Annotated in this window: 22 protein-coding genes; 14 read left to right on the top strand and 8 right to left on the bottom strand. The window is 56.6% G+C overall.

All coding sequences use genetic code 11. From position 1 onward, the window contains the following. Positions 1-19: 19 nt before the first annotated feature. The 3 genes from rpmG to radC form a co-directional block, all read right to left on the bottom strand. A complete protein-coding gene (gene rpmG, locus AC236I_RS00625; protein WP_003024094.1) occupies positions 20-187 on the bottom strand; it encodes a 50S ribosomal protein L33 in 168 nt (55 codons plus the stop codon). A gap of 20 nt (positions 188-207) precedes the next feature. Beyond that, positions 208-444 carry a 50S ribosomal protein L28 gene (gene rpmB, locus AC236I_RS00620; RefSeq protein WP_002436699.1) on the bottom strand — a complete coding sequence of 79 codons (237 nt, stop codon included), beginning with the start codon at positions 442-444 and terminating at the stop codon, positions 208-210. A gap of 216 nt (positions 445-660) precedes the next feature. Further along, positions 661-1,326, bottom strand: coding sequence for a RadC family protein (radC, locus tag AC236I_RS00615; protein WP_004868949.1), 666 nt, complete (start codon positions 1,324-1,326; stop codon positions 661-663). Positions 1,327-1,499: 173 nt separating this feature from the next. Here radC and coaBC point away from each other — a divergent pair, with 173 nt between their 5' ends. The 3 genes from coaBC (at position 1,500) to slmA (ending at position 3,869) form a co-directional block, all read left to right on the top strand. Continuing rightward, entirely contained in the window at positions 1,500-2,711 is a 1,212-nt protein-coding gene (coaBC, locus tag AC236I_RS00610) for a bifunctional phosphopantothenoylcysteine decarboxylase/phosphopantothenate--cysteine ligase CoaBC (RefSeq protein ID WP_487608840.1), read from the top strand. Continuing rightward, the gene (gene dut / locus AC236I_RS00605) at positions 2,689-3,147 is read left to right on the top strand and encodes a dUTP diphosphatase (RefSeq protein WP_004868951.1); all 459 of its coding nucleotides are present in this window, start codon (positions 2,689-2,691) and stop codon (positions 3,145-3,147) included. The genes coaBC and dut overlap by 23 nt, the downstream gene beginning before the upstream one ends. A 125-nt stretch (positions 3,148-3,272) precedes the next feature. After that, positions 3,273-3,869: a nucleoid occlusion factor SlmA gene (gene slmA / locus AC236I_RS00600; RefSeq protein ID WP_004868952.1), complete on the top strand. Its 597-nt coding sequence runs from the start codon at positions 3,273-3,275 to the stop codon at positions 3,867-3,869. Positions 3,870-3,908: 39 nt separating this feature from the next. On the opposite strand, the gene pyrE is transcribed toward slmA, so the two are convergent. Both pyrE and rph read right to left on the bottom strand, forming a co-directional pair. Next, positions 3,909-4,550, bottom strand: a complete 642-nt coding sequence (gene pyrE / locus AC236I_RS00595) for an orotate phosphoribosyltransferase (protein WP_004868953.1) — start codon at positions 4,548-4,550, stop codon at positions 3,909-3,911. A 175-nt stretch (positions 4,551-4,725) separates the two neighbouring features. Further along, a complete protein-coding gene (gene rph, locus AC236I_RS00590; RefSeq protein ID WP_004868954.1) occupies positions 4,726-5,442 on the bottom strand; it encodes a ribonuclease PH in 717 nt (238 codons plus the stop codon). Positions 5,443-5,681: 239 nt separating this feature from the next. On the opposite strand from rph, the gene AC236I_RS00585 reads away from it, so the two are divergent. Both AC236I_RS00585 and AC236I_RS00580 read left to right on the top strand, forming a co-directional pair. After that, complete coding sequence (locus AC236I_RS00585; protein WP_004868955.1) at positions 5,682-6,545, top strand: YicC/YloC family endoribonuclease; 864 nt, start codon at positions 5,682-5,684, stop codon at positions 6,543-6,545. Between the two features lie 207 nt (positions 6,546-6,752). Next, a complete protein-coding gene (locus AC236I_RS00580) occupies positions 6,753-7,370 on the top strand; it encodes a trimeric intracellular cation channel family protein (RefSeq protein ID WP_004868959.1) in 618 nt (205 codons plus the stop codon). A 5-nt stretch (positions 7,371-7,375) separates the two neighbouring features. Here AC236I_RS00580 and ligB read toward each other — a convergent pair whose 3' ends face one another. Beyond that, positions 7,376-9,055 (bottom strand): NAD-dependent DNA ligase LigB, encoded by a 1,680-nt coding sequence (ligB, locus tag AC236I_RS00575; RefSeq protein ID WP_048022788.1) that lies wholly within the window; start codon positions 9,053-9,055, stop codon positions 7,376-7,378. A gap of 256 nt (positions 9,056-9,311) precedes the next feature. Here ligB and gmk point away from each other — a divergent pair, with 256 nt between their 5' ends. The 7 genes from gmk (at position 9,312) to fpr (ending at position 17,439) form a co-directional block, all read left to right on the top strand. After that, positions 9,312-9,935, top strand: a complete 624-nt coding sequence (gmk, locus tag AC236I_RS00570; protein WP_004868963.1) for a guanylate kinase — start codon at positions 9,312-9,314, stop codon at positions 9,933-9,935. Between the two features lie 54 nt (positions 9,936-9,989). Next, entirely contained in the window at positions 9,990-10,265 is a 276-nt protein-coding gene (rpoZ, locus tag AC236I_RS00565) for a DNA-directed RNA polymerase subunit omega (protein WP_004868966.1), read from the top strand. Between the two features lie 18 nt (positions 10,266-10,283). Further along, a complete protein-coding gene (spoT, locus tag AC236I_RS00560; RefSeq protein ID WP_004868967.1) occupies positions 10,284-12,404 on the top strand; it encodes a bifunctional GTP diphosphokinase/guanosine-3',5'-bis pyrophosphate 3'-pyrophosphohydrolase in 2,121 nt (706 codons plus the stop codon). A gap of 172 nt (positions 12,405-12,576) precedes the next feature. Beyond that, on the top strand, positions 12,577-13,338 hold the full coding sequence (gene trmH / locus AC236I_RS00555; RefSeq protein ID WP_015585515.1) for a tRNA (guanosine(18)-2'-O)-methyltransferase TrmH: 762 nt from the start codon (positions 12,577-12,579) through the stop codon (positions 13,336-13,338). Beyond that, entirely contained in the window at positions 13,339-15,420 is a 2,082-nt protein-coding gene (recG, locus tag AC236I_RS00550) for an ATP-dependent DNA helicase RecG (protein WP_143959087.1), read from the top strand. It begins immediately after the preceding gene. A 67-nt stretch (positions 15,421-15,487) separates the two neighbouring features. Further along, on the top strand, positions 15,488-16,498 hold the full coding sequence (gene glpX / locus AC236I_RS00545; RefSeq protein ID WP_487608666.1) for a class II fructose-bisphosphatase: 1,011 nt from the start codon (positions 15,488-15,490) through the stop codon (positions 16,496-16,498). A 194-nt stretch (positions 16,499-16,692) separates the two neighbouring features. Further along, positions 16,693-17,439, top strand: coding sequence for a ferredoxin--NADP(+) reductase (gene fpr / locus AC236I_RS00540; protein WP_004868977.1), 747 nt, complete (start codon positions 16,693-16,695; stop codon positions 17,437-17,439). Here the strand turns inward: fpr and AC236I_RS00535 are convergent, their stop codons facing one another. Further along, positions 17,440-17,868, bottom strand: coding sequence for a DUF805 domain-containing protein (locus tag AC236I_RS00535; protein ID WP_015585513.1), 429 nt, complete (start codon positions 17,866-17,868; stop codon positions 17,440-17,442). A gap of 112 nt (positions 17,869-17,980) precedes the next feature. Here AC236I_RS00535 and AC236I_RS00530 point away from each other — a divergent pair, with 112 nt between their 5' ends. Both AC236I_RS00530 and tpiA read left to right on the top strand, forming a co-directional pair. Then, positions 17,981-18,580, top strand: coding sequence for a DUF1454 family protein (locus tag AC236I_RS00530; RefSeq protein ID WP_004868981.1), 600 nt, complete (start codon positions 17,981-17,983; stop codon positions 18,578-18,580). Between the two features lie 110 nt (positions 18,581-18,690). Beyond that, on the top strand, positions 18,691-19,458 hold the full coding sequence (gene tpiA / locus AC236I_RS00525; protein WP_015585511.1) for a triose-phosphate isomerase: 768 nt from the start codon (positions 18,691-18,693) through the stop codon (positions 19,456-19,458). A 112-nt stretch (positions 19,459-19,570) separates the two neighbouring features. Here tpiA and AC236I_RS00520 read toward each other — a convergent pair whose 3' ends face one another. Continuing rightward, complete coding sequence (locus AC236I_RS00520; protein WP_004868985.1) at positions 19,571-20,875, bottom strand: SLC13 family permease; 1,305 nt, start codon at positions 20,873-20,875, stop codon at positions 19,571-19,573. Positions 20,876-20,929 lie beyond the last annotated feature (54 nt).

Below are 20,929 nucleotides of genomic sequence, written 5' to 3'. Positions count from 1 at the left end.
CTTTACAAGGAAACTAAAATTATTTGATTTTAGCTTCTTTGTATAAAACGTGCTGACGGACAACTGGATCGAATTTTTTCAGTTCCAGTTTTTCCGGCTTAGTACGTTTGTTCTTCGTGGTGGTATAGAAGTGACCAGTACCAGCAGAAGAAACCAGCTTGATTTTCTCACGAATACCTTTAGCCATGATTTATTTCCTCTTAGTACTTAGTACTTTTCGCCACGGGCACGCAGTTCAGACAGAACTGTATCGATGCCTTTCTTATCAATAACACGCATACCTTTAGCAGATACACGCAGGGTGACAAAACGCTTTTCGCTCTCAACCCAGAAACGGTGAGAGTGCAGGTTCGGCAGGAAACGGCGTTTGGTCGCGTTCAGTGCGTGGGAACGGTTGTTACCGGTCACCGGACGCTTGCCAGTAACTTGGCAGACTCGGGACATGTCTATTCTCCAAAAATCAAATTAGCTCGAGCTTCGTATGGGGTATCGGCGCCTCGTCAGGCTTTACAGCCCGGTCATCGCAGTTCTAAGTGAACCATCGATTGCCAGGCCCAAATGCCAAACCCGAGATTCTCAAAGGTGGCGTAGTATACGCTGACTCGGCGATGTGCTCAAGTCCCGAACAGACAAAGATCCCGCTGGATCGCGTGATCGGGGCTAAATCCAGCCGCGTTCGGCAAAAGATACGTACGCACCGCGGCCGATTACAAGATGATCGAGTACTCGTATATCCATGAAACCACAACACTTTACCACACGTTCGGTCATCAGTCTGTCGGCCTTACTCGGCTCGGGACTACCGGACGGATGATTATGTGCAAGGATCACCGCAGCGGCGTTCACTTTGATGGCTTCGCGTACAATTTCTCGCGGATGCACCTCTACGTGGCTAAGAGTACCAGAAAAAAGCCGGCTATGTTTCAATACCCGGTTCTGATTATCTAAAAAGATCACGATGAAGATCTCCCGCTCTTCATCGGAGAGATGGCTTTGCAAAAACTCCAGCGTCATCATCGGCGTGACCAGAGAGGGCTCTTCAACCAGCCGCAGGCTAAAATAGCGCCGCGCCAGCTCAGCCACTCCTTTTAGCTGAGCATATTTCGCCAGGCCAATCCCGTCGACCGTCTCAAACTGTGCTTTATTCGCTGACAGCAGGCCATACAGCGAACCAAAACGCTGTAACAGGTCATGCGAGTACGCCATGACATCTTTGTCCCGCGTCCCGGTGCGTAAAAACAGCGCCAGCAGCTCAACGTCCGACAACGTTTCAATGCCGTAAAGCCACATTTTTTCCCGTGGCATCAGGGGTTCCGGTGCATCCATAGGGCCTCTCCTTTCTCGTGCCCCTATCCTGGCACAGCCCGACGGTGCTGCCGACTGCCGTATCTACCTGTTGCGTAGCGCCTCGCAAAGTGAATGCCTGGCAGTCACGCGACGGCGACGGGATTGTGGTAATATGCGCGGATTCTGGTGTACTGCAACAGGAAAGAATCATGATGAGTCTGGCTGGTAAAAAGATCGTTCTTGGCGTGAGCGGCGGCATTGCTGCTTATAAAACGCCGGAACTGGTGCGCCGCCTGCGTGACCGTGGCGCGGATGTGCGTGTTGCCATGACGGAAGCCGCCAAAGCCTTCATTACGCCACTGAGCCTGCAGGCGGTGTCTGGCTATCCGGTCTCCGATAGTCTGCTCGATCCGGCAGCGGAAGCGGCGATGGGTCACATAGAGCTGGGCAAATGGGCGGACCTGGTTATCCTCGCCCCGGCAACCGCCGATCTGATTGCCCGCGTTGCGGCCGGTATGGCCAACGATCTGGTTTCTACTATCTGCCTCGCGACCCCCTCTCCGGTTGCCGTTGTCCCGGCGATGAATCAGCAAATGTACCGCGCAGCGGCCACGCAGCATAACCTCGAGGTACTCGCCTCACGCGGCCTGCTGCTCTGGGGGCCGGACAGCGGTAGCCAGGCCTGTGGCGACATTGGCCCTGGCCGCATGCTGGATCCGATGACGATTGTTGATTTAGCCGCTGCGCATTTTTCGCCTGTCAAAGATTTGCAACATCTCAACATCATGATTACCGCGGGCCCCACGCGTGAACCTCTGGATCCGGTGCGTTATATTACTAACCACAGCTCCGGCAAGATGGGGTTTGCCATTGCCGCCGCGGCCGCAAGCCGCGGGGCAAACGTCACGCTGGTGAGCGGGCCGGTTGCATTGCCGACGCCGCCGTTAGTACAGCGAATCGATGTAACGACCGCACTGGAAATGGAAGCTGCGGTCCAGCAAAACGCCCAGCAGCAGCAGATTTTTATTGGTTGTGCCGCCGTAGCCGACTATCGTGCCGTCGCCATCGCTGAAGAAAAAATTAAAAAGCAAGGTGATGAACTCACCCTCAAAATGGTCAAAAATCCGGATATTGTTGCCGGGGTGGCAGCACTCGCGGCTAATCGGCCTTTTGTCGTAGGGTTTGCCGCCGAAACGAATAATGTGGAAGAATACGCGAAGCAAAAACGCGCGCGCAAAAATCTCGACCTGATTTGCGCTAACGATGTTTCGCAGCCTGATCAAGGCTTTAACAGCGACAGCAACGCATTACACCTTTTCTGGCAGGATGGAGATAAGCGCTTGCCACTTGAGCGTAAAGAACTCCTTGGCCAATTATTACTCGACGAGATCGTGACCCGTTATGATGAAAAAAATCGACGTTAAGATTCTGGACCCGCGCGTTGGCCAGCAATTTCCGCTGCCGACCTATGCCACCTCCGGCTCCGCCGGACTTGACCTGCGAGCCTGTCTCGACGACGCCGTAGAGCTGGCGCCGGGTGCAACCACGCTGTTGCCGACCGGTCTGGCTATTCATATCGCCGATCCCTCTCTGGCGGCGGTGATTTTGCCGCGCTCCGGGCTGGGCCATAAGCACGGCGTGGTTCTGGGCAACCTGGTTGGTCTTATCGACTCCGACTATCAGGGGCAGCTGATGGTTTCCGTCTGGAACCGCGGCCAGCAGAGCTTTACGATTGAACCTGGCGAGCGCATCGCTCAAATGGTCTTTGTACCCGTCGTACAGGCGGAATTTAACCTGGTGGAAGATTTTGACGCCACCGAACGTGGCGAAGGTGGCTTTGGTCACTCAGGGCGCGCATAAGCCCGACCACATCGAATCCGCATCCCAAAGTGCACTAATGCAATAACATCGCCGCAAACGACCGTTTGCGGTCACTTTGTGGATGTCTGCCTGACAAGTGCTTATTTTCAGGGGTATTTTAAAACATGGCAGAAAAACAAACTGCGAAAAGGAATCGTCGCGAAGAAATACTTCAGTCTCTGGCCCTGATGCTTGAATCCAGCGATGGAAGTCAGCGCATTACCACAGCGAAACTGGCGGCGTCTGTCGGGGTATCCGAAGCGGCGTTGTACCGCCATTTCCCCAGTAAAACCCGCATGTTCGATAGCCTGATCGAGTTTATCGAAGACAGTCTGATTACGCGCATCAATTTGATTTTAAAAGATGAAAAAGACACGTCGGCGCGCCTGCGCCTGATTGTGCTGCTGATTCTTGGGTTTGGTGAGCGTAATCCTGGGCTGACGCGAATTCTGACCGGCCATGCGCTGATGTTCGAACAGGATCGTCTCCAGGGGCGGATTAACCAGCTGTTTGAGCGTATCGAGGTTCAGCTGCGCCAGGTCATGCGTGAGAAGAAAATGCGGGAAGGTGAAGGTTACACCATCGATGAGGCGCTGCTGGCCAGCCAGCTGCTGGCATTTTGCGAAGGCATGCTGTCGCGTTTTGTTCGCAGCGAGTTTAAATATCGTCCGACGGATGATTTTGACGCCCGCTGGCCGCTGGTCGCCGCTCAGCTGCAGTAGCGGAAATCCCGGAGGCATATCGCCTCCGGGGCTTTCGACTTATACACCAAACTCTTCGCGGTAAGCACGTACCGTCGCCAGATGTTCAGCCATCTCCGGCTTCTCTTCCAGATAGGCAATCAGGTCTTTCAGCGTCACGATAGAAATCACTTTGCAGCCGTAGTCACGCTCGACCTCCTGAATCGCCGAGATTTCGCCGCGGCCGCGCTCCTGACGGTCCAGAGAGATCAGCACGCCGGCCAGTTCCGCGCCGTGCGCCTGGATAATTTCCATCGACTCGCGAATCGCGGTACCTGCGGTAATGACATCATCAACCAGCATGACGCGCCCCTGCAGCGGGCTGCCGACCAGATTGCCCCCCTCACCGTGGGTTTTTGCTTCTTTGCGGTTAAAGCAGTAAGGCAAATCCAGGTCATGGTGCTCCGCCAGCGCAACCGCGGTAGTCGTCGCGATAGGAATCCCTTTATAAGCCGGCCCAAACAGCAGATCGAAATCAATTCCGGAATCGACCAGCGCTTCGGCGTAGAAACGGCCTAACAGTGCCAGATCGCGCCCGGTATTAAACAGGCCGGCGTTGAAGAAATAGGGGCTCTTACGCCCGGATTTCAGCGTAAATTCGCCAAACTTAAGTACCTGCTTGTTAAGCGCAAACTCAATAAACTGGCGCTGATACGGTTTCATGGATTCGCTCCTTATCTTACTTTTCATCATTTAGGTTTACGCCAAATTCTTCACGCGTCATCAGGCGGCACAGATACGTCGATAACGCTGTGAGCCGGTCGCGTGCGGCAGCCGAGAAAGACCGCATGAAGAATAAAACGTAAAAAAAAGGGCGACTCATCAGCCGCCCTTAAAATTAATTTTCTAATGCCGCTTTCTGCGTCGCGACAATGGATTCGATACCCCCGCGGGCCAGCGCCAGCAAGGTGAGTAGCTCTTCGTGGGTAAACGGCTCGCCTTCCGCGGTGCCCTGTACCTCAATGATGCGACCATCTTCGGTCATCACCACGTTCATATCGGTTTCCGCCGCTGAATCCTCGACATATTCCAGATCGCACAGCGCTTCGCCATTGACGATACCAACGGAAACCGCGGCGACCATCCCTTTCATTGGATTGCTTTTCAGCTTGCCGGCCGCCACCAGCTTATTCAGCGCATCGGCCAGCGCCACGCAGGCCCCGGTAATGGATGCGGTACGGGTGCCACCGTCAGCCTGCAAAACATCACAATCGAGAGTAATGGTGAATTCGCCCAACGCTTTCAGATCGACCGCCGCACGCAGCGCACGGGCAATCAGACGCTGGATTTCCATAGTACGGCCGCCCTGTTTCCCTTTCGCGGCTTCACGCGCGTTACGGGTATGCGTTGCGCGCGGCAGCATGCCATATTCTGCCGTGATCCAACCCTGGCCCTGGCCTTTCAGGAAGCGCGGCACGCCTTCATCGATCGATGCGGTGCACAACACTTTAGTGTCACCAAATTCGACCAGCACGGAGCCTTCTGCGTGTATTGTATAGTTACGGGTCAGGGTGACGGGACGCACCTGATTAGCGCTACGACCTGCTGGACGCATAATGATCTCTCCGGCTTGAAACGAATGTGGCGCGCATTATACACAAAATCATGCGGGATGCATGAGGTGACGCGCCTCTGACGGCGTAGATAACTGGCGCTCAGGGCTGAGCGATGCCGCCAACAGAGGGGCTGCCAGAAGGATAACGTGTATATACGGATAATGCTCGCTTATTCCTATCCTGATAAGGCCCTGAAAGCTATAATCCACCTCACTCTCCTTTAAAAACAGGAACGTCTATGATCCGCAGTATGACCGCCTATGCCCGGCGTGAAATCAAGGGTGAATGGGGCAGCGCCGCATGGGAACTGCGCTCGGTAAACCAACGATATCTGGAAACTTATTTCCGTCTGCCGGAGCAGTTCCGTAGCCTGGAGCCTGTCGTGCGCGAGCGCATCCGTTCTCGCCTGACCCGTGGCAAAGTTGAATGTACCTTACGTTTTGATCAGGATCCCAGCGCCCAGGGCGAGCTGATTCTGAACGAAAGCCTTGCAAAACAGCTGGTCAATGCCGCCAACTGGGTCAAGATGCAGAGCGACGAAGGCGAAATCAACCCGGTTGATATTCTGCGCTGGCCTGGCGTAATGGCTGCTCAGGAACAGGATCTCGATGCGATTGCCGCCGATATTCTGTCGGCCCTGAACGGTGCGCTGGATGATTTTATCGTTGCCCGCGAGACCGAAGGTCAGGCGCTGAAAGCGCTTATTGAGCAGCGTCTGGAAGGCGTCACCGCCGAAGTCGCCAAAGTGCGCGCCCATATGCCGGAAATCTTACAGTGGCAGCGCGAGCGCCTGGTTTCCCGACTGGAAGATGCGGAAGTGCAGCTGGAAAACAACCGTCTCGAACAAGAGCTGGTGCTGATGGCGCAGCGTATCGACGTCGCCGAAGAGCTGGATCGTCTGGAAGCGCACGTAAAAGAGACCTGGAACATCCTGAAGAAGAAAGAAGCCGTTGGCCGCCGTCTTGACTTTATGATGCAGGAATTTAACCGCGAGTCGAACACGCTGGCATCGAAATCCATTAATGCCGAAGTGACCAATTCCGCCATCGAACTGAAAGTCCTGATCGAGCAAATGCGCGAGCAGATCCAGAACATCGAGTAATCTCTTTTGCTGGCTCCTCTTGTTGTGAGCCAGCATTACTTTTACTTATCTGTTTTTATCATCCGTCGATCAACATCTCCCTGCACTACTGCTCATAAAACACCTCTCACATTAGTTTTTCCTGGGGAAAATGATTCACCTTAGAAAATCTCAATCGTGATCTTACGCACAAATCGCTAATCTGCCCGACATCATTGTGGGGGATTTATGCTGCTTCATATTCTGTATTTAATCGGTATTACTGCGGAAGCGATGACCGGCGCTCTGGCGGCCGGTCGCCGCCGGATGGACACTTTTGGAGTCATCATCATTGCTACCGCCACCGCGCTGGGCGGCGGCTCAGTCCGGGATATTCTGCTGGGCCACTACCCGCTGGGGTGGGTAAAACATCCGGAATACGTCATTATCGTCGCCGTCGCGGCAGTGTTAACGACTATTGCTGCGCCGGTCATGCCCCATCTACGCCGTCTGTTTCTGGTTCTGGATGCCCTGGGGCTGGTGGTGTTCTCAATTATCGGCGCGCAAATCGCGCTGGATATGGGAGAAGGACCGGTGATCGCCTCTATCGCCGCCGTGATTACCGGCGTATTTGGCGGCGTACTGCGGGATATGTTCTGCAAGCGCATTCCGCTGGTTTTCCAGAAGGAGCTGTATGCCGGCATCTCGTTTGCGGCCGCAATTCTCTATATTGCCCTGCAGCATTACGTCAGCAGCCACGACGTGGTGGTGATCTCCACCTTGCTGTTTGGCTTCACCGCTCGCATGCTGGCGCTGCGCTGGAAGCTGGGGCTGCCCGTCTTCCACTACAACCATAACGCCCACTGATCCTCTCAAAACCCGGGTATATGTTGCCCGCTGAGCCACTGCGCCAGCGCGGCAACATCCGGGTGCTGGAGAAAGGCAACCAGCTGCCTCGCTCTCCCTGCCCCCATGCCCGGCAGACGCTGCCACTGTTCTTCAGAACGTTCTCGTAGCTGCTGCCAGTTTTCCCTCGCCAGACCGGCAAGCGCCGCCCGGGGAATCGGTACGCCAATCGCCTGGACCCAGCGCAGAAAGGGCTGCTCGCGCGCCAGGTTAAACTGGTGCCAAAGCCGCTGCCCGCGCCCGGAGGTTATCCCCGGAATCCCCTGCAGCTGCGCTGGCGTCAATGCCAGCCACGAGAACAGATGCGCCAGCGGGCGCGCATGTTGCACCGTGCGCCATACTGATTCACCCACGCCATCAAGATTCAGAACCGGTTTTGACGATAACCAGATAAGCCTTGAGAGAAACTGCGCATCACACCCCGGCGTGGTGAAATAGCAGGTCAACGGGGTAAACCGTTCCGGGGGAGGCTGCGGTTTCGTACGCTGCGCCGATCGCCATACTACGCTGTCGAGGCGCGGAATGCCCTGGCCCGCCAGACTGATTTGCAGCTGATCGCCGAGGCCAATATCCAGGCGCTTCCAGCGAGAAAGCGAGCCAATACTGACTTGCTTAACCCGTTTGTCGTCAAGGCGCTGCGGCTCCAGCAGAGCGACGACGGAAATTTTGCCGCTGCGCCCGACCCGAAAGCGAATGCCGCGCACTTCCATTAACCGCGATGCCGGCGGATATTTCCACGCAACGACCCACTCACCCTGTCCTGGCGACCACAATCGCCCGCCGGGTTCGTGGCCGCGGCGCACGACCACGCCGTCGGTAGTAAAAGGCAGAGGCGAGGTTAACCAGCGCTCTCGCCACCGTGCCACCTGCCGCGCATCCGTAACGGGCTGCGTAAAAGAGGCGCTGTGGAGAAATCCACTCTTGCGCAACAGAGCCAGACGCTGGCGCATGTCCTGAGGGCCATCTGGCCATGCCCAGATAAAGATCCCCAGTTCCGCAAGCTGCGCCGGGGTATCGAGGCGCATCAGAGTACCGGCCACTTTCGCCCGGGCATTCATTCCCCCCATTTGCTTCTGCACATGCCCGTCGCGCTGCAGAAAAATCTCTCCCTGCAGCACGCTGTTCGCCAGCTCGCCCTCCGTCATCTTCGGCACGGCCGGAATCAGCCTCACCCTGGCGGTCCAATCCTCCCCGGCTCGACCATCGCCACGGCTAATGGCCTGTGCCAGCCGCCCGTGGCGATACACCAGCGTCACGGCGACACCGTCCACTTTCGGCTGCACCCAGAGATCCGTTTTATCGCGCATCCACCGCGCAATATCCGATTTATCGGCCAGTTTACGCACGCCGGTATGGGCAACCGGATGCCTGACCTCTCCGGTAGCGGGCGGCACATCATCGTTATCCGCAGGCGATAGCAGCGAAAAACAGCGCCGCCACTGCATAAGTCGCGCCGAAAGCTGGTCGTATACTTCATCACTGACCCCACTGCTTCCCTGTCGCCAGTACGCATTGTTCCAGGCCGTCACCTGTTGATTGAGACGATGTACCTCCTGCCGGGCCTGTGCCTGCGGCCATTCAGGACAGGTAGCCTGTCCGTATCCAGCCACCGCCCACGCGCCAATCATCCAGATCCATTTATGCATGACTCCACCTCCTGTTTACCCGCAAACATTCTGCAGGAGAGCGGTTTTATTCGGCGACGAGGGATTTATCACGCTGCGATCGGACATCCAGACTTTGTTTGCCTGCTGCGCAATACACGGCGAAATCAGGGAAACGGCTGGCAAAATGAAAGAAACAGAAGCAAAAAGTGTGACAGGGACTGCGTCACGGTGCGGCGCCGTGTATAATAGGCTCGTATGTAGTATCTCTTTCGACAATCACATACAAAAGACTCTCATGGCTCAAGGCACGCTTTATATTGTTTCCGCCCCAAGTGGCGCGGGTAAATCCAGCCTGATTCAGGCTTTATTGAAAACCCAACCGCTGTACGACACCCAGGTCTCTGTTTCACATACCACGCGCGCGCCGCGTCCGGGTGAAGTGCACGGCGAACACTATTTCTTCGTTAATCACGACGATTTCAGGGCGATGATTAGCAGAGACGCATTTCTTGAGCACGCGGAAGTTTTTGGCAACTATTACGGCACCTCGCGCGAAACCATCGAGCAGGTACTGGCAACCGGCGTCGACGTCTTCCTGGATATCGACTGGCAGGGCGCTCAGCAAATCCGTCAAAAAATGGCTGGCGCGCGCAGCATCTTTATTCTGCCGCCGTCAAAAGATGAGCTTGACCGTCGCCTGCGTGGCCGCGGCCAGGACAGCGAAGAGGTGATCGCAAAACGTATGGCTCAGGCTGTTGCAGAAATGAGTCATTACGCGGAATATGATTACCTTATTGTGAATGATGATTTTGATACCGCCCTGAGCGATCTGAAAAACATTATTCGCGCCGAACGTCTGCGCATGAGCCGCCAAAAGCAGCGACATGGCGCTTTAATCACCAAACTGTTGGCAGACTGAACCCACATTCAGTATCATGCCCAGTCATTTCTTCATCTGTGGAGCATTTTAAGTATGGCACGCGTAACTGTTCAGGACGCTGTAGAGAAAATTGGTAACCGTTTTGACCTGGTACTGGTCGCCGCGCGTCGCGCTCGTCAGATGCAGGTTGGCGGAAAAGATCCGCTGGTACCGGAAGAAAACGATAAAACTACCGTTATTGCACTGCGCGAAATCGAAGAAGGTCTGATCAACAATCAGATCCTCGACGTCCGCGATCGTCAAGAGCAGCAAGAGCAGGAAGCCGCTGAATTACAAGCCGTTACCGCTATTGCCGAAGGCCGTCGTTAATCACGCAGTGGGTAGCCCTTGTATCTGTTTGAAAGCCTGAATCAGCTGATTCAAAATTACCTGCCGGAAGAGCAAATCAAGCGTCTTCGGCAGGCATATCTCGTTGCACGTGACGCTCACGAGGGCCAGACACGTTCAAGCGGTGAACCTTATATCACGCACCCGGTAGCGGTAGCCTGCATTCTGGCCGAGATGAAACTCGACCATGAAACGCTGATGGCTGCGCTACTGCATGACGTGATTGAAGATACCCCTGCCACCTACCAGGATATGGAGCAGCTCTTTGGCAAAAGCGTTGCTGAGCTGGTAGAGGGGGTATCGAAACTTGATAAACTCAAGTTCCGCGATAAGAAAGAGGCGCAGGCCGAAAACTTTCGCAAAATGATTATGGCGATGGTGCAGGATATCCGCGTCATCCTGATCAAACTTGCCGACCGCACGCACAACATGCGCACCCTGGGCTCACTCCGCCCGGATAAACGCCGCCGCATTGCCCGCGAAACGCTGGAGATCTACAGCCCGCTGGCCCACCGTTTAGGTATCCACCACATCAAAACCGAGCTCGAAGAGCTGGGCTTTGAAGCGCTGTATCCCAACCGCTATCGCGTCATCAAAGAAGTCGTCAAAGCAGCGCGCGGCAACCGTAAAGAGATGATTCAAAAGATCCTCTCTGAAATCGAAGGGCGTTTACAGGAAGCGGGAATCCCCTGTCGCGTCAGCGGTCGCGAGAAGCATCTGTACTCCATCTACTGCAAAATGGTGCTGAAAGAGCAGCGTTTTCACTCGATTATGGATATCTACGCCTTCCGCGTGATTGTGCATGATGCTGACACCTGCTACCGCGTGCTTGGCCAGATGCATAGCCTTTACAAGCCTCGTCCTGGCAGGATGAAAGATTACATCGCCATTCCCAAGGCGAACGGCTATCAATCTTTGCACACCTCGATGATCGGCCCTCACGGCGTCCCGGTTGAAGTACAAATTCGTACCGAAGACATGGACCAGATGGCAGAAATGGGGGTTGCGGCGCACTGGGCCTATAAAGAGCACGGCGGCGAAAGCAGCACCACCGCACAAATCCGCGCCCAGCGCTGGATGCAGAGCCTGCTGGAGCTGCAGCAAAGCGCAGGCAGCTCGTTTGAATTTATCGAGAGCGTCAAATCCGATCTGTTCCCGGATGAGATTTACGTTTTCACCCCGGAAGGGCGCATTGTCGAACTCCCCGCTGGCGCCACGCCGGTGGACTTCGCCTACGCGGTACATACCGATATCGGCCATGCCTGCGTTGGCGCACGCGTCGACCGCCAGCCGTATCCATTGTCCCAGTCGCTTTCCAGCGGCCAGACGGTGGAAATCATCACCGCACCGGGCGCACGTCCGAATGCCGCGTGGCTGAACTTTGTCGTCAGCTCAAAAGCGCGCGCCAAAATTCGCCAGCTGTTGAAAAACCTTAAGCGCGATGACTCCGTCAGCCTGGGTCGCCGTCTGCTCAACCACGCCCTCGGCGGTAGCCGTAAACTGGCTGAAATCCCGCAGGAGAGCATTCAGCGTGAACTGGAACGCATGAAGCTGGCCAGCCTTGACGATCTGCTGGCGGAAATTGGCCTCGGCAACGCGATGAGCGTGGTGGTAGCCAAAAACCTGCAACAGGGCGAGACCGTCACCGCACCGGCGCAAGGCGCCTCTTCAGGCCATGGTCATCTGCCGATTAAAGGCGCTGACGGCGTTCTGATTACCTTTGCGAAGTGCTGCCGTCCGATTCCCGGCGACCCGATTATCGCCCATGTCAGCCCTGGCAAAGGCCTGGTCATTCACCATGAGTCCTGCCGTAACATTCGTGGCTATCAGAAAGAGCCAGAGAAGTTTATGGCCGTCGAGTGGGATAAAGAGACCGCGCAGGAATTTATCACCGAAATTAAGGTGGATATGTTTAACCACCAGGGTGCACTGGCGAACCTCACCGCGGCCATTAATACCGCCTCTTCTAATATTCAGAGTCTGAATACCGAAGAAAAAGATGGTCGCGTGTACAGCGCGTTTATCCGCCTGACGGCGCGCGATCGCGTACATCTGGCGAATATTATGCGCAAAATTCGCGTTATGCCGGATGTAATAAAAGTCACCCGTAACCGAAACTAGCCTTGCGCACAAAATCATTCGCGTTTTGCACCGCACGGGTACCGACCCCGAAGGGCCGGGCGGTCAGCCGGATCGCGCGGCGAGCGAATGAATTACCCGTCCCGTACAGGAGTACGTAACCGGGGTTAATGAGTACGGCTAACGCCGAGGCAATTTGAAGGATGAAGTGTTTATGAATCCACAGCGTTATGCGCGTATCTGCGAGATGCTCGCCAGGCGCCAGCCTGACCTGACGGTCTGCATGGAGCAGGTCCATAAACCTCATAACGTCTCTGCGGTGATTCGTACCGCAGACGCCGTTGGCGTACATGAAGTCCACGCCATCTGGCCCAGCAGCCGCATGCGCACGATGGCCTCAGCCGCCGCCGGCAGCAATAGCTGGGTGCAGGTTAAAACCCACCGCTCAATTGACGATGCCGTCAGCCATTTAAAGGGCCAGGGCATGCAGATCCTGGCCACTCACCTCTCTGACAAAGCCGTCGATTTCCGTGAAATCGATTATACCCGTCCTACCTGCATCCTGATGGGGCAGGAAAAAACCGGCATTACCCGGCAAGCTCTGGCGCTGGCCGATCGGGACATCATCATTCCGATGACTGGCATGGTGCAGTCGCTGAATGTCTCCGTCGCCTCGGCTCTGATTCTGTATGAAGCCCAGCGCCAGCGGCAAAATGCGGGGATGTATAAGCGTGAGAACAGCATGCTGCCGGAAGAAGAACAGCAGCGCCTGCTGTTTGAAGGCGGGTATCCGGTACTGGCCAGAGTGGCAAAACAAAAAGGTCTGCCTTACCCCTACGTGAATGCGCAGGGCGAAGTCGAAGCCGATGACGCGTGGTGGGCAACCATGCAGGCTTCCGGTACCGCTCACGGTAGCAGGCGCGACAATCGTGCCGAAGCAGGCCAGACAAGATGCAGTCTGAAGGATGAAGGGTAAATGGCCGGTCGCCTGTTAGATGCCGTCCCGCTCAATTCGCTCACCGGCGTTGGAGCGGCGCAAAGCAACAAACTGGCGAAAATCGGCCTGCATACCGTGCAGGATCTCCTTCTGCACCTGCCGCTACGCTATGAAGACCGCACCCATCTTTATCAGATAGGCGAGCTGCTACCGGGCGTTTACGCCACCGTTGAAGGTGAAGTTCTCAGCAGCAACATCACCTTCGGCGGCCGCCGAATGATGACCTGCCAGATCAGCGACGGTTCCGGTATTCTCACCATGCGCTTTTTCAACTTCAACGCCGCCATGAAAAACAGCCTGGCGACCGGCCGGCGCGTGCTGGCCTATGGAGAAGCCAAACGGGGGAAATACGGGGCGGAGATGATTCACCCGGAATACCGCGTGCAGGGTGACATGAGCACCCCCGATCTCCAGGAAACGCTGACGCCGGTTTATCCCACCACCGAAGGCATCAAGCAGGCGACGTTGCGCAAGCTCACCGATCAGGCGCTGGAATTACTGGATACCTGTGCCATCGCCGAGCTGTTGCCGCCCGAACTGGCGCAGGGAATGATGAGCCTGCCGGAGGCGCTACGCACATTACACCGTCCGCCGCCGTCGCTGCAGCTCAGTGACCTGGAAAGCGGTAAGCATCCGGCGCAACAGCGCTTAATTCTGGAAGAACTGCTGGCGCATAACCTGAGCATGCTGGCGCTACGCGCCGGCGCCCAGCGTTATCATGCCCTGGCACTCGGTGCGAACGACATATTCAAAAACCAGCTGCTGGCCTCCCTGCCCTTTAAGCCAACCGGCGCACAACAGCGAGTCACCGCCGAAATTGAACGCGATATGGCGCTTGATGTGCCGATGATGCGTCTGGTACAGGGCGACGTCGGCTCCGGTAAAACGCTGGTTGCCGCCCTCGCAGCGCTGCGGGCGATCGCTCACGGCAAGCAGGTAGCGCTGATGGCGCCGACCGAACTGCTGGCGGAACAACACGCCAATAACTTCCGCCAGTGGTTCGCGCCGCTGGGCATCGAAGTAGGCTGGCTGGCCGGCAAACAGAAAGGGAAAGCCCGCCAGGCGCAGCAGGAGGCCATCGCCAGTGGCCAGGTACAGATGATCGTCGGCACTCACGCCATTTTTCAGGAACAGGTGCAGTTCAACGGTCTGGCGCTGGTCATTATTGATGAGCAGCACCGCTTCGGCGTTCACCAGCGTCTGGCGCTGTGGGAAAAAGGCCAGCAGCAGGGCTTCCATCCCCATCAGCTGATCATGACCGCGACCCCGATTCCACGAACCCTGGCGATGACGGCTTATGCCGATCTTGATACCTCGGTTATCGACGAACTGCCGCCGGGCCGGACGCCGGTCACCACGGTCGCCATCCCCGATACTCGTCGCCACGATATTATTGATAGGGTTCGCAACGCCTGTACTCAGGAAGGGCGTCAGGCCTACTGGGTCTGCACCCTGATTGAAGAGTCCGATCTGCTGGAAGCGCAGGCGGCAGAGGCGACATGGGAAGAGCTTAAGCTCGCGCTGCCGGAGCTGAATATCGGCCTCGTACATGGCCGGATGAAACCGGCAGATAAACAGGCGGTTATGCAGGCCTTCAAGCAGGGCGAACTGCACCTGCTGATCGCCACCACGGTTATTGAGGTTGGGGTCGACGTACCGAATGCCAGCCTGATGATTATCGAAAACCCGGAACGTCTGGGGCTGGCGCAGCTGCATCAGCTCAGAGGACGCGTCGGGCGCGGCGCGGTCGCCTCCCACTGCGTGCTACTCTATAAATCACCGCTGTCAAAAACGGCGCAGAAACGCCTGCAGGTTCTGCGCGACAGCAACGACGGTTTCGTTATTGCCCAGAAAGACCTGGAAATCCGCGGCCCCGGCGAGCTGCTCGGCACCCGACAAACCGGCACCGCCGAGTTTAAAGTCGCCGATCTGCTGCGCGATCAGGCCATGATCCCTGACGTTCAGCGCATTGCTCGCCATATTCACGAACGTTATTCTCAGCAGGCCCAGGCGCTTATTGAACGCTGGATGCCGGAAACCGAACGCTATTCCAACGCCTAGCGTCGACTCTGTCCCGCAGGGCCAGACCAGGACGCTTCGCGCAATTTATCTTCACAACGAGTGGATTATGAAACGAGAACTGGCCATCGAATTTTCGCGTGTCACCGAGGCTGCCGCGCTGGCGGGCTATAAATGGCTGGGCCGCGGCGATAAAAATACCGCCGACGGCGCCGCCGTCAATGCCATGCGCATTATGCTCAACCTGATTAATATCGACGGTACCATCGTCATTGGCGAAGGTGAAATCGATGAAGCGCCGATGCTGTATATCGGTGAGAAGGTCGGCACCGGCAACGGCGATGCGGTGGATATCGCCGTTGACCCTATCGAAGGGACGCGCATGACGGCCATGGGCCAGGCCAATGCGCTGGCGGTGATGGCGGTCGGCGATAAAGGCTGCTTCCTGAACGCGCCGGATATGTACATGGAAAAACTGATTGTCGGCCCAGGGGCAAAAGGGGCGATTGACCTCAATCTGCCGCTGGCGGAGAACCTGCGTAATGTCGCCGCGGCGCTGAATAAACCGCTGGCCGAGCTGACCGTCACCATTCTGGCCAAACCGCGTCACGACGCGGTGATTGCCGAACTCCAGCAGTCGGGCGTTCGCGTCTTCGCCATTCCGGATGGCGACGTAGCGGCGTCGATTCTGACCTGCATGCCGGACAGCGAAGTAGACGTCCTGTACGGCATCGGCGGCGCGCCGGAAGGGGTAGTTTCTGCCGCAGTGATCCGCGCTCTGGACGGCGACATGCAGGGTCGCCTGCTGGCTCGTCACGATGTAAAAGGCGATACCGCAGAAAACCGTCGTATCGGCGAGAACGAACTGGCGCGCTGCAAAGAGATGGGCATCGAAGCAGGCAAAGTGCTGCGCCTGGACGAAATGGCCCGCAGCGATAATGTGGTGTTCTCCGCAACCGGGATCACCAAAGGCGATCTGCTGGATGGCATTACCCGTAAGGGCAATATGGCCACCACCGAAACGCTGCTGATCCGCGGTAAATCCCGTACGATTCGCCGCATTCAGACCATTCATTATCTCGACCGTAAAGACCCGGATATTCAGCTGCATATTCTGTAAGCCTCCGATCGCGCGTGCGGATTGCACGCTGGCGCCAGGCCCAGGGACGGGCCGAAAACGGCTGCCGCCAACGCACAGGCAATTGAAGTATGACGAGAATATTTGATCAATAGAGCTTTTCGGCGCCGTCAGGCTGGAAATCTTTGCCGCGTGCAACGAAGATAAGGCAACGCTTTGCGCAACGGGAGAAGATGATGGCGGACTGGGTTAACGGTAAAGTAAAAAAAATAGAGTTCTGGACCGATACGCTGTTCAGTTTGTACGTCCACGCGCCGGTTCACCCGTTTACCGCCGGGCAATTTACCAAGCTCGGGCTGGAAATTGACGGGGAACGCGTTCAGCGCGCCTATTCCTACGTTAACGCACCGGGCAATCCCGATCTGGAGTTCTATCTGGTCACCGTCCCGGACGGTAAGCTCAGCCCACGCCTTGCGGCGCTCAAACCGGGCGATGACGTTCAGCTGGTCAGCGAGGCCGCGGGATTCTTCGTTCTGGAAGAGGTACCTGACTGCGAGACCTTATGGATGCTGGCGACCGGCACCGCGCTCGGCCCGTATCTGTCAATTCTGCAGGAAGGTAAAGACCTTGAGCGCTTCAAAAATCTGGTGCTGGTCCACGCCGTGCGCTATGAGGCCGATTTAAGCTACCTGCCGCTGATGCGCGAATTAGCGCAGCGCTATGGCGGCAAGCTGCGGATTCAGACCGTCGTGAGCCGTGAAACCGCCGCCGGTTCGCTGACCGGACGGATTCCGTTTCTTATCGACACCGGCGCCCTGGAAGAGGCCGTTGGCCTGCCGATGAACGCCGATAATAGCCACGTGATGCTGTGTGGAAACCCGCAGATGGTGCGTGATACCCAGCAGCTGTTGAAAGAAACCCGGCAGATGACGAAACATTTACGCCGCCGGCCGGGCCACATGACCGCCGAGCAATACTGGTAATCATGGCTCCGCCTTCCAGCGAACATCCTGCGTATCTTTACCAAATTTATTCTCGCCCTGGGTACCGACAAACGCGCCCAGGTCGATGAACATCATGACGATAATCAGCGTCGGCACAAACCGCCCGACAACCCATTGCCAGACGCCAGGCAGCACCGACCAGTTCCCCGCCAGCAGCATCCACGCCAGAATCATCAGCAGCGCCCAGATCCCCGATTTACCGCGATCGTGCAGGCGTTTGATCGTCACCGCCGCCGTCGGCCACAGCAGGCACACCAGGATAAACGCAGCGGTCTGCACATTGAGCAAATTGGTGCCGGCCAGAGTAAAGAGCACGCTCATGGCAAGAACCCAGATGGTCATCCAGATCCAGAAGTCACGGCGCCCGATACGCCCCTTAATTGAGAACATCCACTGCTGTAGGGTCATGTTTTATTCCTTATCATCATCATTCGCGTAGTTTACCCTGAAGCCGTCACTTTTTGACAAGCGCGACGGTTCCCGTTTTAATCGTCTGCAGGCAAAAAAAGGAAAGACCGGCATGAAGACGTGGATGACTGTATGTTTTATTGGGCTGACGGCCTTATCCGTCGGCCCGAAGGCGTTGTCCGCGGTGCCCGAATCCTCCGCCACGGCCCCTTATCTGCTGGCGGGCGCCCCTACCTTTGATATGTCTATCAGCGACTTTCGGGAAAAATTCAACGCGGCGAATCCGAAGCTTCAGCTGAATGAATTTCGCGCCATTGCCTCCAGCCGCGACAGAGAAAATCTGACGCGTGCGGCGAGCAAAATTAATGAAAATCTTTACGCCTCCACGGCGCTGGAGCGCGGCACCCTGAAAATAAAATCGATGCAGGTGACCTGGCTCCCTATTCAGGGGCCCGAGCAGAAAGCGGCGAAGGCCAAAGCGCAGGAGTATATGAGCGCCGTGTTACGCATGTTCGCGCCCACCTTAAGCGTGGCTCAGAGCCAGCAAAAACTGCAGAAAATGCTCGCCGCCGGCAAGGGAAAACGTTACTTCTCTGAAACGGAAGGCGCGATACGTTATGTTGTCGCAGACAACGGTGAAAAAGGGCTGACCTTCGCTGTTGAACCGATTAAGCTGGCGCTATCTGAAACGCTGGAGAGCAATAATAAATGACAAAAAGCAAAGCCTTTCCAACGATGAATCTCTATACTGTTTGACAGACCATGCTGCCCTGACGGGTGGCTATATTCCTTAATTCGCTTAACGTAGCGTGGAGAATTAAAATGCGACATCCTTTAGTGATGGGTAACTGGAAACTGAACGGCAGCCGCCATATGGTAAACGAACTGGTTGCTAACCTGCGTACCGAACTGGCTGGCGTTTCTGGCTGTGCCGTTGCAATCGCTCCGCCAGAAATGTACATCGATCTGGCTAAGCATGCGGCAGAAGGTAGCCACATTCACCTGGGCGCGCAGAACGTTGACCTGAACCTGTCCGGCGCATTCACCGGTGAAACCTCTGCTCAAATGCTGAAAGATGTCGGTGCTGAATACATCATCATCGGTCACTCTGAGCGTCGTACTTACCACAACGAGTCTGACGAGTTCATCGCTAAGAAATTCGCGGTTCTGAAAGAACAGGGTCTGATTCCGGTTCTGTGCATCGGCGAAACTGAAGCAGAAAACGAAGCGGGCAAAACGGAAGAAGTGTGCGCACGTCAGATTGACGCCGTTCTGAAAACTCAGGGCGCTGCGGCATTCGAAGGCGTGGTTATCGCTTACGAACCGGTCTGGGCAATCGGCACCGGCAAATCAGCGACTCCGGCACAGGCTCAGGCGGTGCATAAATTCATTCGCGATCACATTGCGAAAGCAGACGCGAAAGTGGCTGAGCAGGTCATCATCCAGTACGGCGGTTCCGTTAACGCATCTAACGCAGCAGAACTGTTCACCCAGCCGGACATCGATGGCGCGCTGGTTGGCGGCGCCTCCCTGAAAGCAGACGCTTTCGCGGTGATCGTGAAAGCTGCTGAAGCAGCGAAAAAAGCGTAACCTGCGCTAAGTCCGGCCCCGGCGGCGTACCGCTTACCGGGGCGAAGGAATAACGCAATACGAGGAGCCCGGACAACGCGCGCAGGCGCCGCATCCGGGCTTTTTTATGCCGCTACAATTTCCCCAACGCTTGATACCACAGATAGTCCAGCGGCAGCAGAATCAAATAGCTCACCGCCGCCAGGGCGATACACAGCAGCATTCCCGCCCGTGCCGGCACTTTCCCTAACCCCATCGCCACGACAATCGGCGACGCCTGATACGGCAGCAGCGGCGTGGAATAGCCCAATACCTGAATCATAATCACGCTTAGCAGCGGGAAACCGGTGGCATCGGAAAAGCTCTGGGCAAACGTGGTGTATAGCGCGGGTACGCCGTTGGCGGTCATAATAAAGTTCAGGGCGCTGGTCATGCCGGTTAATGCCAGGAAGCTGGTGAACGGACTCTCTTTGTCGAGCGGCATCACGTGCAGCAGCGCATTGCCGACCACCTCACCGATGCCGGTTTGGGTCACGGTAATCGCCAGTCCGAGGATCCCGGCGACGTAAATGCAGGTACGAATATTCACCCCGCTGGAAAACTCCTCGCCGCTGATAAAGCCAACCCGCGGCAGCAGCGTGACGACTGCCGCTGCCAGCCCCGTCCAGGCGGGCCCGATACCGTGCCAGCTCTCGCTCACCCACAGCACCAGCACCACGGCCAGCAGCCAGGCCAGGCGCTTCTCGTCCCGACTCATCGGCGGAAGCGGGATCAGTTCGCGCGGCGGATGCGGTTTGCCAGGAAACAGCCAGCAGATCAGGGCAATTAATACTCCCCCCTTTAGCCAGCCCAGCACCGGCGTGTGCAGCAGCAGATACGGCAGGTAGTTAAGGTGGATCCCGTAAGAACCTTCGGCCGCGCCGCTCATCACCAGGTTCGGGACGTTGGCGGGCAGAATGGTCGCCGACAGCTGAAAGGTCCCAAAACCCACCGCCAGCGCCAGGCCATACCAGGCCCGCGAACCGTCTGCGATACCGGCCCGTTTCGCCATCGCCGCCACGATGGGCATCAGCAGCGCGATGCGTCCCATATTCGACGGCATCACGAAGGCCAGCGCATAGCTGAGTAGCACGACGCTACCCACCATCAACGGCCAGGAGTCCGTCAGTCGCGCCGATAGCGCCTGTGCCGCTCTGTCCGCCAGCCCGGTTTTACGAATCGCAATCCCGAGAACGAAGCCGCTGAATACCAGCCAGAATGCCGACGAGGCAAACCCGCCAAAGATCGCTTCCGGCGGCGCAATTTTGGCGATCATCGCCGCCGCGAAAAACAGCAGCGCGGTCATAAACTCCGGCAACAGCGAGGTCGCCCACAGCACAATGGTTATCGCGATAATCAGCGAGGGAAGAAACAGAGGGTGAGAAAACCAGAGCGACATGCCTGTCTCCTGTCGTTTTTTCAGCAAGAATACGATCGGGGGCGAGGCAGGTAA

It is taken from the genome of Klebsiella sp. Sb-30 (assembly GCF_057652795.1).
This window is presented reverse-complemented; position numbering and strand designations above follow the sequence as displayed.